The 13649-nt window shown below is 66.2% G+C and carries 16 protein-coding genes; 6 read left to right on the top strand and 10 right to left on the bottom strand.

The features are described from left to right. Positions 1-80 precede the first annotated feature (80 nt). From ACZ7L5_RS16440 to ACZ7L5_RS16405, 8 genes are all read right to left on the bottom strand, one after another. Positions 81-1361 carry a DNA cytosine methyltransferase gene (locus tag ACZ7L5_RS16440; RefSeq protein ID WP_471517223.1) on the bottom strand — a complete coding sequence of 427 codons (1281 nt, stop codon included), beginning with the start codon at positions 1359-1361 and terminating at the stop codon, positions 81-83. 89 nt (positions 1362-1450) lie between these two features. Beyond that, positions 1451-1915 carry a hypothetical protein gene (locus tag ACZ7L5_RS16435; protein WP_471517221.1) on the bottom strand — a complete coding sequence of 155 codons (465 nt, stop codon included), beginning with the start codon at positions 1913-1915 and terminating at the stop codon, positions 1451-1453. Positions 1916-2124: 209 nt separating this feature from the next. Further along, a complete protein-coding gene (locus tag ACZ7L5_RS16430) occupies positions 2125-4257 on the bottom strand; it encodes an ATP-binding protein (protein ID WP_471517219.1) in 2133 nt (710 codons plus the stop codon). Positions 4258-4360: 103 nt separating this feature from the next. Beyond that, positions 4361-4678 carry a hypothetical protein gene (locus tag ACZ7L5_RS16425; protein WP_471517217.1) on the bottom strand — a complete coding sequence of 106 codons (318 nt, stop codon included), beginning with the start codon at positions 4676-4678 and terminating at the stop codon, positions 4361-4363. Positions 4679-4705: 27 nt separating this feature from the next. Beyond that, complete coding sequence (locus tag ACZ7L5_RS16420; protein WP_471517215.1) at positions 4706-5083, bottom strand: RRQRL motif-containing zinc-binding protein; 378 nt, start codon at positions 5081-5083, stop codon at positions 4706-4708. After that, the gene (locus tag ACZ7L5_RS16415; protein WP_471517213.1) at positions 5083-5973 is read right to left on the bottom strand and encodes a DUF2637 domain-containing protein; all 891 of its coding nucleotides are present in this window, start codon (positions 5971-5973) and stop codon (positions 5083-5085) included. Before ACZ7L5_RS16415 ends, ACZ7L5_RS16420 begins: the two co-directional genes overlap by 1 nt. Continuing rightward, the gene (locus tag ACZ7L5_RS16410) at positions 5970-6161 is read right to left on the bottom strand and encodes a hypothetical protein (RefSeq protein ID WP_471517211.1); all 192 of its coding nucleotides are present in this window, start codon (positions 6159-6161) and stop codon (positions 5970-5972) included. Before ACZ7L5_RS16410 ends, ACZ7L5_RS16415 begins: the two co-directional genes overlap by 4 nt. Continuing rightward, entirely contained in the window at positions 6158-6424 is a 267-nt protein-coding gene (locus tag ACZ7L5_RS16405) for a DUF6284 family protein (protein WP_471517209.1), read from the bottom strand. The genes ACZ7L5_RS16410 and ACZ7L5_RS16405 overlap by 4 nt, the downstream gene beginning before the upstream one ends. A 488-nt stretch (positions 6425-6912) precedes the next feature. On the opposite strand from ACZ7L5_RS16405, the gene ACZ7L5_RS16400 reads away from it, so the two are divergent. Together ACZ7L5_RS16400 and ACZ7L5_RS16395 are read left to right on the top strand one after the other, a co-directional pair. Beyond that, the gene (locus tag ACZ7L5_RS16400; RefSeq protein ID WP_471517207.1) at positions 6913-7671 is read left to right on the top strand and encodes a GntR family transcriptional regulator; all 759 of its coding nucleotides are present in this window, start codon (positions 6913-6915) and stop codon (positions 7669-7671) included. 175 nt (positions 7672-7846) lie between these two features. After that, positions 7847-8356, top strand: a complete 510-nt coding sequence (locus ACZ7L5_RS16395; protein ID WP_471517205.1) for a P-loop nucleotide/nucleoside kinase family protein — start codon at positions 7847-7849, stop codon at positions 8354-8356. 20 nt (positions 8357-8376) lie between these two features. On the opposite strand, the gene ACZ7L5_RS16390 is transcribed toward ACZ7L5_RS16395, so the two are convergent. Both ACZ7L5_RS16390 and ACZ7L5_RS16385 read right to left on the bottom strand, forming a co-directional pair. Continuing rightward, on the bottom strand, positions 8377-9468 hold the full coding sequence (locus ACZ7L5_RS16390; RefSeq protein ID WP_471517203.1) for a helix-turn-helix domain-containing protein: 1092 nt from the start codon (positions 9466-9468) through the stop codon (positions 8377-8379). Positions 9469-9492: 24 nt separating this feature from the next. Then, entirely contained in the window at positions 9493-10188 is a 696-nt protein-coding gene (locus ACZ7L5_RS16385) for a hypothetical protein (protein ID WP_471517201.1), read from the bottom strand. Between the two features lie 1105 nt (positions 10189-11293). On the opposite strand from ACZ7L5_RS16385, the gene ACZ7L5_RS16380 reads away from it, so the two are divergent. From ACZ7L5_RS16380 to ACZ7L5_RS16365, 4 genes are all read left to right on the top strand, one after another. Then, the gene (locus tag ACZ7L5_RS16380) at positions 11294-11530 is read left to right on the top strand and encodes a hypothetical protein (RefSeq protein WP_471517199.1); all 237 of its coding nucleotides are present in this window, start codon (positions 11294-11296) and stop codon (positions 11528-11530) included. A 364-nt stretch (positions 11531-11894) separates the two neighbouring features. Then, positions 11895-12074: a hypothetical protein gene (locus ACZ7L5_RS16375; RefSeq protein ID WP_328880638.1), complete on the top strand. Its 180-nt coding sequence runs from the start codon at positions 11895-11897 to the stop codon at positions 12072-12074. 21 nt (positions 12075-12095) lie between these two features. Then, positions 12096-12389, top strand: coding sequence for a Dabb family protein (locus ACZ7L5_RS16370; RefSeq protein ID WP_328880637.1), 294 nt, complete (start codon positions 12096-12098; stop codon positions 12387-12389). 165 nt (positions 12390-12554) lie between these two features. Beyond that, positions 12555-13409, top strand: a complete 855-nt coding sequence (locus tag ACZ7L5_RS16365) for an RNA polymerase sigma factor SigF (protein WP_365061423.1) — start codon at positions 12555-12557, stop codon at positions 13407-13409. Positions 13410-13649: the final 240 nt, after the last annotated feature.

Genomic DNA, 13649 nt, shown 5'->3' with positions numbered 1-13649 from the left:
CTCCAGTTCGTTGGATGGATGCTGGTGAGCAAGGGCGGCCCCGGATCTTTGGCGAGATGAGGGGGCCGCTCTTGGCGTAGCTAGGCGATGTCCAGGGCGAGTTGTGCCGGGGCAGGGGCTGCGACTTCGGGGGCGTCGGCGGCCAGCAGGGTGCGGTAGGCGAGGGCGGCTTGGTGGATGACGACGCCGTTGCCGAGGATCTTGAGCTGGTCGGAGCGGGACAGGCCCAGGTCGGGGCTGGTGACCCAGCCGGGATCGGCGCCCATCATCCATTCCACGAACGCCGGGGACAGGCGGCGGTTGCCCTTGGTCCCTGGCTCGGTCGGCTCCGGCGCGGGCCGTCCCAGTACCTGCTCCCAACGCTGGATGGCGGGGCCGTAGTCGGTGCCGTTGGTGGCCACCCATCGCGAGCCGTCGGCCAGGTCGCGGGCCAGGTACTCAATCGACGGGCGCGAGCTCGCACCCTCCGAGGCGGACCGGTTGCGGCCGTACCGGGAGGCGGTCGGGGTGGGCAGCAGGTTGACCACCACCTCGTTCAGCGGGCGGGAGTTGGTGCCGATCAGGTTGGAGGCGCCGGACTTCCAGTCCCGTGCGGCGGGGGTGGGCAGCAGCGTGACGGCGGTGCGCAGGTTCATCCCGCCCTGCCGCTTCGGGGAGAGTCCGGGGCCGCCGGTTCCGTCGGCGGCGGCCGGGGTGGGCAGCAGCCTCAGGCTTCGGCCGGGGGCAGCAAGAAGACCACTTCGTCCTCCAGCGTCGGCCCGTGCCCGCCCGCCTTGCGCTTGTCCGGGTGCTGCGGCCCGCCGTTCCGGCCCAACTGTGAGGTCGGGGTCTTCAGCAGCGGGATACGCGACGGCGAACCAGCGGTCCCGGCGGTGGCAGGCGCCGACTTCGGGATCTCCAGCTCGTAAGCACATCCACCGCGCGTCGTACCCGATCGCGGCCAGGTCGGCGGCGACGACATCGAGTCCCCGGCTTCGCAGGGCGGCGACGTTTTCCAGGAACACGAGTCGGGGTCGAAGTACGCGAATGGCGTGGGCGATGGTTTTCCAGAGTCCGGAGCGGTCACCGGCGATCCCTCCCCGAGGTCCGGCGTTGGAGATGTCCTGGCAGGGGAAGCCGGCGGTCAGTGCCGCCGGGCGTGCCGTCGTGGCGGCCACCGCCGTCCAGTCGACGGCGGTGATGTCACCGAGGTTGCGGGCGCCGGGGAGGCGGGCCGCGAGAAGCCGGGAGGCGGCGGGGTCCTTCTCTCCGACCATGACGGTGGGCAGGCCGGTGACGGCTTCCACGGCCAGGTCCAGCGCGGCGGATCCGGTGCAGAAGCTGACGTTGCCGCCCTCCGGCGGCACGACGGGATGGGTCATGCTGGAGGTCTCCAGTTCCCTTGACGGATTCTGGTGAGCAAGGGCGGCCCCGGATCTTTGGCGAGATGAGGGGGCCGCCCTTGGCGTAGCTACTGGTAGAAGCGGTTGCGCTTGATCACGGCCTTGCGGATGTTGACGGTGGTACCGCCCTTGTGGCCGCTCGCGCTGAAGACCTGCACGGCGATCCATCCGCCGAAGATCACGGCGGCGAGCACGATGAGCTGAGTGATCAGTGCGGTCAGGGCCGTAATGAACGTGGTGAGCAGGAGCAGGCCGCCGCACACGGCGAGGAACCCGACTCCCCCGAGGGCAACGTTCACCGCCGCGCGGGAGACGACCGGCTTGGCCGCGAGCGGTTCGGGCTGCAGGGGGTTCACGGCGTAGCCGGTGACGACGCGCCCGTCCGGCAGGACCACGCTCGCCACCGCCTGGACGTGGCCCGGCTGCACGGGAACGAGGGGCGCGGGCGTCACGGCGGCGGGGGTGATGGGGGTGGGCTGGTGGATTTCCACGGCCCTCTCGTATGGCGCGTGGCGGGCAGGCTCGGGGTACATGCGGAATCCCTTCCGGTGCAGGTTCAGGGAGGTTGAGGCACCCCCTTCGGGGTGCGCTGTGGAGGGGTTTCAGGGGTGTGACCTGGGGTGCCTCCCTGCCTCCCTGAATGATCATTTATGCAGGTCAGGGCCAGGGAGGCGGGTCAGGGAGGGGTCCAGGGAGTTCTCCCTGTCTCCCTGACCCGGGCGGGGTCGGCTCCCTGCCGTCATCAGGCGGAAGCGGAACCCTCGTCGTCGCGGTTGGCGAGGGCGCGGGTGAGGCGGTCGCGGCTGACGACCATGACCCCGTCGGACTTGTAGGCGATGTCCGGCCCGGCGTCGTCCCCTGCGTCGTCGAGGACGCGCTTGAGGTCGGTGAACGACCAGCCGCTGTACGCCTCCGAGTTGAGCGCGGCGAGCCTGGTGATGACCTCCTGGGTGCGCACCCGCTTATCGCTGCCGAGCACGGCCGCGATGTCGGCGAGCGGGTCACGCTTCTCACCACGCTCGACGGCATGCAGGGTGGTCACCCCGCTGCGCAGGGCCTTGGCGCGTGCGGCGATGGCCTTCGCGTCGTCGTCGCCGATGTAGTGCGTGCGCACCGTGATGGACGACTGGCCCTTGGGGATGTCGATGCCGCTGGACGCGACGACCAGCGTTCCCTGATCGAGGCCGGGGCGCAGCAGGTGCGGGGCGGCGCCGCCGTTGACGGCCTTCTCACCCAGCGCCATGACGGCCTGCGCCTCGGTACCGAGGGCGAGGGAGGCGCGGGTGTGGGCGCCCTCGCGGACCAGCTTGGGCAGGTTCTCGTTGGTGGGGTCCTGGGTGCCCTGCCACATCAGCACGTTGACCACACGGCCCTGGTTGTGGATCTTGCGGACGGCCATGAAGTAGCGGCTGGTGGCCTTGGAACCGCCGTAGTAGCGGCCCTCTTCGTCCTTGACCGGGCACATGAACGCCACCTGCGCCTCATCCACGATGCAGAGCAGCGGATCGAACACCATGTCAGGGTTGTCCTGGCGGGCAGCGATGCGCCGGTTCATCTCCTCGACCACGCCCTCGACCATCTCCGTCGTCTGGATGACGTGGTCATCGGTTGGGCCCTGGATCAGGACGGTGGCGATGCCGTTGAACATGATCCAGTCACCGCCCTTGAGGTCGGCGAGACGGAACTCAACCGTCTTGTCGAGCGCGGCCCACAGGGCGAGCGCACGCAGCGACGCGGTTTTGCCCTGATTCGACAGGCCGGTGATGAGCAGGTGGCGCTGATACAGGCTCAGCGCAGCGGCGTCGCCGCGCAGGTCCTGACCCCACGGCGCGCGGCCAGTCTTGTAGTTCGCGGTCATCGTCTCGTCCGTGACCAGCGGCGACGGGCCGATTGGCTCATCGAGGGCGCCGGAGTCGGCGACCCACAGGCGGACCGTGCGGGCGGCCTCGGGGATCACGATGAACACCTCGTGCTCGTGCCGGGTCAGGTTCTCCGCCAGCTTGCGCCGCTTGCTCTGCACCTCGTTCGTGGCGACGCCGGACGGCAGCGTGACGTCGACCTCTACGCCGCATCCGGCGATCGTGATCGGCCCGAGCATCGACGCGCCGGCGTCGCCCATCTCCTGGATCGCCTTGCGCAGGGCTGGGATTCCCAGGTCCCGCAGGGCCTTGACCACGATCGACGGGGTGATCGGCTCACCCTCGCTCGATCGGGCATTGGCCGGGAGTGCCCACTGGGGTGCGGCCTGCTGCTTGCTGCCGACGGCCCACAGGGCGAGCAGGGCGAACAGCGGACCGAGGATGAGCGCCGGACCCCACACGATCTGCACGATCCGGATGAGCAGCGCGATGAAGTCGATCGTTGCGGCGAGCGGGGTGGTGACGTCCTTGACGTCGCCGTTGCTGATGGCCATGACCACCCCGAGCGCGACCAGTGCCCCTATCCCCATGCCAGTGCCGACAGCGGCGCCCTTGGCGACCTCTATCGGGGAGTGCAGCAGGTCCATCCGGCGGCGGTGGCGGGCGTCGCGGAAGCGCTGCAAGCGCTCTTCCCACTCCTTCGCCAGCTCGTTGTTCCCCGCGGCTTCGGCGGCCCGGATCATGCGCTCATAGCGGGCGCCGGTACGGCCGTCCCAGGTCCGGCGGGCCACGATCCGGCCCCCGTTGAACGTGTACAGGCCATGCCGGGCAACCGCGCGGCCGGCGCTCCTGGTCCGCTCGTGCGTGGCAGCGGTCTTCACCGCACGCCCGGAGCGCACCCACAGCGGCACGGGCCGTGCGGGCGGCGCGTCCGGCACCACGGTCAGCGTCGTGACCTGCGCGTCCGGGGCGACGGGTTCGGGTGTCTTGTGGAGGTGAACGACGGTCTCACTCATGCTGGGAGTGCTCCTGACTGCCCCGATGCGGGGCGGGAGTTGAGGTGAGAGCCGGGGTGGCCGTGTCCTGGCAGGTGTCGGCAACCCCGACGGTTTCGGCTGGTCAGAACCAGCCGGAAGACTTCTTCTGCGCCTTGGCGCGGGCCTGCTCGGTGATGAGCCGCTGACGCTCGCCGTGCAGGGCGGTCAGCTCCGCGTTCAGCCGCCGCTCCACGGAAGAACCGATGGAGTCCATCCGGTTCTCCGCGCCGGTCGTGCTGCGGTCGCGGTAGACGCTGCGGGCCCCGCTGGCCATCGCGCGGCTCATCGAGAGCCGTTCGCGGCTGGTCAGCGGCCACCACTCGCCGTTCTGCACGGCTTCCAACTTCTTCTGGGTCCGCTGGATCTCCTTGTCCAGGCGGCGGATGTCGGCGTTACCCATCACGTACTCCTCGGTGGTAGGTGGAGGTCAGGCAGCGTCTTGTGCGGCCAGGCACATGCCGCAGATGCCGTGTGAGCGGGGGATGCAGTAGCCGACGTCCAGACGGCAGGCCGGGCAGGTACGGCGGGCGAGCATCGCCAGCGCCAGCGCGCCCCACTTGCGCGACGTCATCGGCCGTACCGGCTTCGCTCGGTCGATGCGGTACAGGTAGGCCACCCTCGGGGTGCCGGTGCGGCGGTTCATGCGCATGGCCTGCGCCGCTATCGGCTGACCACCCGGACGCAGACCCTCAGCCCGTAACTGCCGGCGCGTGGCCAGGCCGTCCGGCGCCAGGCGCCACGGGTAGGTGGGAATGCCGTAGCGGGCGCCGGACGGGTCGAAGCACTTGCCCCACGCGGCCGACATCAGCCGGCCCGCTCGGCAAGCAGGGTGTCGCGCAGCATCCGAGCGTTCGCCGGCGAGGTGCGCACCACGCGGCGGATGCCCTCGGCAGTGACCTTCGCGTCCGGCCAATCGGCCGTCGCCTTGCGCGCCTCGGTGAGCAACTCATCGGGGGTGCGCTTGGGTCGGGTCGACTTCGCCGCGTCGGGGAGTCGACCGGTCGCCCGACGGGATCGGGTCGACTCGGCAGGCACCGTGCGCCGCTCGATCGGGGCGAGCCGGGGAGTGGCACCCTGCGGGATCGGCTTGAAGGCCGGAGCCGATTTCACGTGGTCGACGGGGCCCTGATCGGGCAGCCGCACGAGCGTCGCGGTGATCGGCCCGGGAGTCGATTCGGGGAGGTCAGCCGTAGACCGTTTCATTGCGGTCTCAGTAGATTCCTCCGCATTCTCGATCAGGGTGGCGATCGGGGTGGGGCGGTGGTGCAGAACCTTGGCGACCAGATCGGAACCGAAGTAGATCGACCCGACCGGAAGCGACGTAGCCAGCAGGACCAAGGCCCAGTTCGCCGGGTCCCAGTCGGCCAGCCGCGTCCAGTCGACCCGCGCGCCCCGGTCGCTGTGGAGCTCGGGTACGAGGCCGTGGACGTAGTTGAGGACCAGTGAGGCGAGCGTGTAGGTGCCCAGCACCCGCAACGCGAACTTCCGCGCATCGGCGGTGAGCACGAGCGTCGCGATCAGGGCCAGGGCCATGAGGCCGTCGACCACGAACGGGTACAGCATCGCGGCGGTCTCGTCCGCGCCGACCGCGCCGGCGATGTCGCGCAGTGCGTTCCACGACACTCGGAACGCCATGCCGACCACGGCGACCAGCGCGAGGACCAGGGCGGCGCGTCCCTTGCGGTGAAGGTTCATGCCGCACCCCCGTTGCGGCGGCCGTGGACGACCCAGCCGGTGAACTGCAGGAAGCAGCCGCCCGCGATCAGGTAGCGCCAGACGCGCTCATCGGTGACGAACGCGGCCGTGATGCTGGTGAAGGAGAGCAGCAGGCCTGCCAGGATCAGCAGCAGGGCCAGGCCGGTCGGGGAGGTGTTCGCCCTCATGCCGCACCACCCGGCATGCTCGCGTTCTTACGGTTGATCAGTGCGACCCGGGCAGCGAGCGCGCGGCGGCGGGCGCGGCGGATGCGCTGGTGGTCCAGCTCGGTCGGGGTGCGGTCGAGGGTGGTGATCTGCGCGTCGAGCAGCTCGACGTCCGCCAGGATGACGGGCATCTCCTGCTCGATCTCGTCCAGCTCCGCGTCCGTCGGCTCCATGAAGTCGGCGAACGCGGTAACAGCGTCCTGAACAGTGACGATGGGGCTCATAGGGTCGTGTGTCCTTCCACAGGGAACGGCCCGAACAGCACCCCCGGAGCGGCAACTCCGGGGGTGCGCGCCGTTTGATGGGGTGATCAGCCACGCAGAACGCGCAGCACGGCCACGTAGAGCGGCCGGAGTGCCCCGGGCGAGATTCGATCTCGCACCCTCGCGGCTCAATGCCGGGGCGAAGTGTGTCTCCTTCGGGGGTGCCGCGCCCGTATCAGGTAGCGCGGCATGACCACGTTGTAGGCGTACGGAGACATGACCTTTCGGTCTAAGCCCTCCCGAATGACCAGGGTCGGGTGCGCCCTCGGCCCGATCTGTCCCGGGCCCCTTGACCTCGAATGAGCCCTGCATCAAGGCGCATTGAGGTCCGGCACCCGCTGACCGAAGGACCGACCGGCGGGCACATCCCTAAGGTTCCCTAGGGTTCCCTGCGGTGTCAAGCGGTAAGCTAGGGAACCTCAGGGAAGTGACGACAAGGAGCGGACAACATGGCAGGCCAGGCCGACAATCGGGCGCCGTACGCGAAGATTGCCGCCCACTACACGGAGCTGATTACGTCTGGTCAGCTACAGCCCGGGACCCTCTTGCCGAGCATCAAGAACCTCTCGGAAGAGTGGAAGGTGAGTACGGCGACAGCCGAAAAGGCCCTGCGTAAGCTTCGCAACGAGGGGCTTGTCCGTGGCATCCACGGCATCGGTACGGAGGTGTTGGACCAGCCGACTCCGATGTCGTCCGGGGCGCAACGGCAGGACCGTGGACGCCGCACCGGGTCTAGCTGGGGAGCAGGCGAACGCTCGGACTCACACAAGGCGGCTGTGGTGCCTGCACCTGATGACGTGGCGCAAGCGCTGGACATTCAGCCCGGCTCCGACGTGGTCCGCCGAAGCCGTGTGTACAGGGACCGGCATGGCATCGTCGCCCACAGCACGTCCTGGATCCCCGCCCGGTACGGGAAGCTGATCCCTCAGCTAGCAGCCAGCGAGCGACTGACCGGGGGAACCTCGCTCCAACTCATTGCCCAGGTGACTGGCCACCCGATCAGTCATCGCATCGACACCGCGTCAGCCCGCCGGCTAACACCGGAGTACGCCCGGCTTCTGGAGTTGGACCCCGACGACCTGCCGACGGACCCTGTGGTCGTGATGACAGCCAAGTTCGTGGACAGCGAAGGCAACATCGTTGAGTACGGGGTAGACCTTGGGGGACCTGGCCGTACATGGCGCACAGAATCGGAGGTCTCGCAGTGACGGTCGCGGACGACACGCTCGTGAGCGTGCTCGAGGCCCGGCTAGATGCACTCCTTGCGTCACGCAGGGCTGGCACAATCAAGCCGAAGCCGAAGCCGAAGCCGAAGCGGAGGTGGCTGCCATCTCCCGAACTCTGACGAGACCGATGCCCCCTCATCCGCCGTTCTGTGTCCTGATGGCCGGGCTCCCCGGCTCCGGCAAAACCACCCTCTCCCGCGCTCTGACTGCCCGTGGGTTCATACGACTGTGCCCTGATGAAGAGATGTTCCGTCGGCACGGCGTCTATGGCGTGGATTTCCCCCGGGGCGTCTTCCCCACTCTTGAGCGGCCTGTTCTTGAAGACGTGGCAGTCGAACTCCAGGAGCAGCTCAAGGCCGGGCATGATGTGGTCGTTGACCACGGCTTTTGGACCCCGGAGGACCGAGCTAAGTGGCGAGCGATCGCCACCGACGCCGGCGCCACGTCCGTACTCGTCTACCTCGCAGCCAGCCATGACGAGTTGTGGGCGAGGATCAGCAAGCGCAACGAGTTCCACGCGGACGATCCCAACTCCATCTACTTCTCCGAGAGCGACCTAGAGCGATACCGCACTCGGTTCATCCCACCTCAGGCGGACGAACCGCACCTGTCATACGACGGTGACCCGGCAGCCGTGATCGCAGCTCTCGAAGCCTCTCATCCGTGACGTGATCGGCGACCTGCACATTACTGAACTAGCCTTAGTTGGGCTGGTCGGTTTGCAGGGTGGATGTCCTGTTCGGGTGTTGGTGTCGCCATGAGGCCGAATACCCAACTGTTCAACTCTGTAATGGACGTGTTGAGCTGATCGGCAATCTCAAGCGGTCTGATGCCATCGGCCCAGAGGGCGCTGAACACCTTTTTTAGAAGCATTGATGATTCACGGGAGGCGTCTCCGGGTTCCCCAGTTCTGAACCCCAGTCGGCCCAGTTCAATCACGGATTGACGGTACTGCCATTCCGAGATCCTGCCCAGCGCGTGTAGGCGATAGGTCAGTGCCAGGGCTGATACATTCCAATGTTTTCTCGACCGAATGATTTGATCTGTGGTCGGACTTGCTGGGATTCGGGACGCGATGCTGCGTCGCGGCATCAGCAAGTTGGATGCAAATTCATCAGCCTCTTTTTCGGCTGCTCGCGTCCTCACTCCGGCCTCATCGTCGCAGTGCATCATGAGATGGCCTAGCTCGTGGGCAACATCGAATCGGCTGCGAGCGGCGGACTTCAAAGTGTTGAGGAAGATATACGGACGCCCGTCACGCCAGAACGAGAAGGCGTCCACTTCTTTATATTCCGGCGCAAGCGAAAAGACGCGAACTCCATGAGCCTCGACTAGGTGGATCATGTTTCTGATGGATTCGCTTTCCCCCATACTCCAAGCGGACCGCAGGTACTCAACGTTCAGCTCCGGCGTCATTTTCCTTCCTGGCGTTGGAATTTGCGGAGCTGGGAGGGTGAAAAGTTCGTCCATCCAGTGGCTAAATTCCACAGCTAGACGTGATTCCGACAGTGCTGCATCGCGAATATAGGCGGATAGCTTGCTTCGGGCGCGGAAGCTTACAGATGCCGGATCAATTTCATCGATCTCGGGGGCTGCGAAGAATGAGAGCGGGAAGCCTAGGATTTCCGCAATTTTTTCTAGGGTGTGCGGCGACGGTTGCTGGCGATTGTGTTCGTAGTTCGAAATGCTTTGGCTGCTCACGCCAACTCGGTTTCCAAGCTCGACAAGTGTCATGCCGCGACGCTTGCGAGCTAGTGTCAACCGGGATGGCGTGAACATTTGGCTGCCTTTCCTACTAGATCGTCAGGGCTTCCGCCTCTCGACCGGGACTTCGCTGGGCGGACCGAACCCGTCGTTGGGGTCGACGTCGATGGAGTCGAACTCGGGATCATCGACTGAGTACGGAGTTGGCGGGAGGATGCGGTCATACCAGTCCTTCACGTACCCCTTGGCGTTCAGGCGCTCGGGCAGCGAGACTTCATGCCGGATCTCCTTCTTCTTTTGATCAAAATAGACCAACATGAGCCAGAGGTTGTAGCCGGCCAGCTCGTCTATCTCTTCCTCCGCTTGGAAGGCTGAGCGACCAAGAAGGGCGATCTGCCCAAGTGGCACATTGCGCTCTACGAGCTTCTTGGTGAGCTCGCCCTTGGGGTAGCGCGAGCTGGGTTGCAGCCTCCCGTCCCTCTGGCCGGTCAGCGGGCTGCCGCTTGCCACTCCTAGAGCCACCCGGGTGCGAGAGTTGAGCATGACGGGCAGGACGCCAGCCAGGTTGACGCGACGCCAGTCGTCCTCCCCGTCCAGTTGGCGGCTCAGGCTCGTAACGAGCCCGTTGTACGCGTAGATCCCAGGGGCGATCTTGGCTGAGTGGTCCTTCGAGCACAGTCCGCGCTCTGTGTTGCTGGCTCCAAGGGCTTGACGCAGCACGTCCCCCCGGAGGCCGAGGTTGTTGACCCGAACCTCGTACTCCTCGTGCGCTTCTGCCACTAACGATTCGATCATCCTGCCTCCAGGCTTAGGGAATCCGGCCCTCGGATGAGGGCTCGAATCAATAAGTCAGCTTACAGACGCCCACTGACAGTCGCGGCAGGAAGCGAGTAGAGCGAGTTGCACGGTTCTCGGCGGCAGGGCGGCCCTCGTGGATGGCTGACATCAACGGCTGACATCAACACTGGCGTACAACAGCGAACGGCCAGGGCAACGATGGCAAGCTCCCGCGCCGCTCACCTCGTGCTGAGCTAGGTCGCTGCGTGATCCGCCATAGGGGTGCACCCGCCTACGGATCAGATGTGCTGCGTCGCTGGAGGCATCCCGAACTTTCCCGGCCTACAGCCGCGCGGCTAAGCGTGTGGCCATTCTCTGGCCAACATGGGAGGGCGACGCGACTCGGTGCACCGAAGTCACAGGTCAGAGGTCACCTTGCCGCGCGAAACGGGCTGATCTCAAAAGCCGCTCGCTCTTAACGTAATGATCCCCCCGACCGGGGTCGGGGGGATCATTACGCAAAGCTATGCCTCTGAGGCGCTCCGTCGACCGAGCAGGAAGTACACCAGTGGTAGCAGTGCGGCCAGGAGAACCAGGCTGGCCTGTAGCTGCCACGGCATACCCGCGTGCACCAAGTTCAGTGCGCGCGCCATGAGGTAAGGCCCAAGGGCCGAGCCTCCGATCCCCGTGGCGACCCCAAGCGCCTTCACCAACAAGTGGGACTGCTCCGCCGGCACCCCGACAGCAATCGAGGGCCCTTCGGGAGTAGTCCTGAAGGTGACATGGGCAGCCGAGGTCGGCTGTTCATCGGACGACGAGTTGGTGCTGCCTGGCATTTGAACCCTCTCGGCGGGTTTGCTGCTCTGGCTGCTTGGTTGCTGCTACTCGACATCCCGGGTGTGGGAGCAACGACCGCTCCCATGAAGGGGTGGAACTCCGACTGCCCCAACAGCGCGTGGAACCCGAGGCAGCCGTACTCGAACAGTAGACCGTAGCTGATGCGACCACGGCCCCAAGACCGGTCAAGAGAGCCTTGGTTTTCGGCACTCTAGCAGGGGTGATGCGTAGACGCACCAGATTGGTGCAGATACGATGCACAGGCCAGTACACCAGGAGGAAGCGCATGTCTGAGTCCGCCAATCACTCTCGCAGTACGGCGAACGAGCGCTACTCGGTGACGTTTGTGCCGCCCTCAGTGGATGCCATCGCCGACCTGACCGCCAGCACCGGGTTGTCAAAGGCCGATGTCATCAATCGCGCCGTGCAGATCTACGCGTACCTTGATGCTCAAACACAAGGCGGGGCAGACCTGCTTCTTCGACCGCCAGGCGGTGCACCCGAGAAGCTGCACATCATCTGACCAGCCGCGTCAGGACGGCTGACCGTCTCAGTTTCCGTCTCATTCACTCCCGTCCGGAGCCGTTCGACACGGTTCAGGCTTCGGGGTGCAGCACGGGAATGAACGGGCCTGAACGCCCCAGAACACTGTTTCCGCAGGTAGGAGCAGACCTCGAAAGCGAGTGTGGCGCAAGTCACCGAGGGTTCAAATCCCTCCGCTACCGCTGAAGAAGGGCCCCGTCGTCAGACGGGGCCCTTCGTGCTGTTGATCTCCCGAGAGGCGCGAAGGTTACACTCACCGCCGGCAACACGGGGCCCTTTCGGCTCTTTCGACACGTTCGGCGCAGCAGACACAGTCAGAAACAGCAGCCACAGGGGAGGCCGCGATGGCGGTGAATTCGAAGAAGGTCGCCGTCTATGTGGTCGTGGTCTTCGCGCTCTACGTGATCATCACGGACCCGGCCAAGGCCGCCGACTACGTGCAGATAGGGTTCGAGGGCATATCGGACGCCGCCCAGGCCATCGGCGACTTCATGACGTGGATCGCCAACGGTGGCGACAGCTAGGTCCTGCCGCAGGGAGTACTCATGATCCGCCACCTGGTCCTCTTCAAGCTCAACGAGGGCGTCGAGCGCGACGACCCGCGGGTCGTGGAGGGCGTCGAGGCCTTCCGCTCGCTGGAGGGCAAGATCCCCGAGCTGCGGCACTGGGAGCTCGGCTGGAACTTCAGCGACCGCCCCATCGCCTACGACTTCGCCATCAACTCCGCCTTCGAGGACGCCGCAGCCCTGCGCACGTACGCGGAGCACCCCGAGCACCAGGCGGGCGTCACACTGTGGCGGGAGTTCGCCACCTGGGTGATCGCCGACTACGAATTCTGAGCCACGGCCCCCCGGATCCTTCCGGAACCCCCGCAGCCCTCCGCCGGAACGGCGGGGGGCTTTCGCGTGTCTTGCGCAGCGTTCCATCTCCAACACGGGATTATGCGGTACTTGAACACAATGAACTGTCTTGTGATGCTATGACCGCTTTTGACGGATGAGTTGATGGATCACGAGGTGGAGTTGACCGTGCCGGCCAGTACTGCGCCTCAAGCCCCGACCCAGGAGGACACCCCCGCGTCCCCGCCGCCCCGCAGCCGCGGTGCCGACACCAGGGCGCTGACACAGGTGCTCTTCGGGGAGCTCAAGGACCTGAAGCCGGGCACGCCGGAGCACAACCGCGTGCGCGGGGCGCTCATCGAGGCCAACCTCCCGCTCGTGCGCTACGCGGCCGCCCGCTTCCGCTCCCGCAACGAGCCGATGGAGGACGTGATCCAGGTCGGCACGATCGGGCTCATCAACGCCATCGACCGCTTCGACCCGGAGCGGGGCGTGCAGTTCCCGACGTTCGCCATGCCGACCGTCGTCGGCGAGATCAAGCGGTACTTCCGGGACAACGTCCGCACGGTCCACGTACCGCGCCGGCTGCACGAGCTGTGGGTCCAGGTCAACAGCGCGACCGAGGACCTCACCACCAGCTTCGGGCGCACCCCCACCACCGCCGAGATCGCCGAGCGGCTGCGCATCACCGAGGACGAGGTGCTGTCCTGCATCGAGGCCGGACGCTCGTACCACGCCACCTCGCTGGAGGCCGCGCAGGAGGGCGACGGGCTGCCCGGGCTGCTGGACCGCCTCGGCTACGAGGACCCGGCCCTGGACGGCGTGGAGCACCGGGACCTGGTGCGGCACCTGCTGGTCCAACTCCCCGAACGCGAACAGCGAATCCTTCTTCTGCGGTACTACAGCAACCTCACCCAGTCGCAAATCAGTGCGGAACTCGGGGTCTCCCAGATGCACGTTTCGAGGCTACTCGCGCGTAGCTTCCAGCGACTGCGTTCGGCGAACCGGATCGACGCGTAACCGCAAGCAGGATCGAGTAGTCACCGTTGCGAGCGAATCGCTCACCAGGGCGGATCCCGACAGTTGTCCGTTGAAAAACCGTCAGACCCCGTTTATCCAGGGCGGATTCAAGTCTCACATGTCGACATGTCTCTACAGCGTGTTGCCGACATGTGACATTCTTCGGGAAGCGCGTTTGCCGTGGCTTCGGCTCCGGTATTCAGGTGAAGGCTGGCGTTCCTCGTTCGGAGCGTTCGCCAC

The organism is Streptomyces sp. NPDC107528 (genome assembly GCF_055639295.1).
This window is presented reverse-complemented; position numbering and strand designations above follow the sequence as displayed.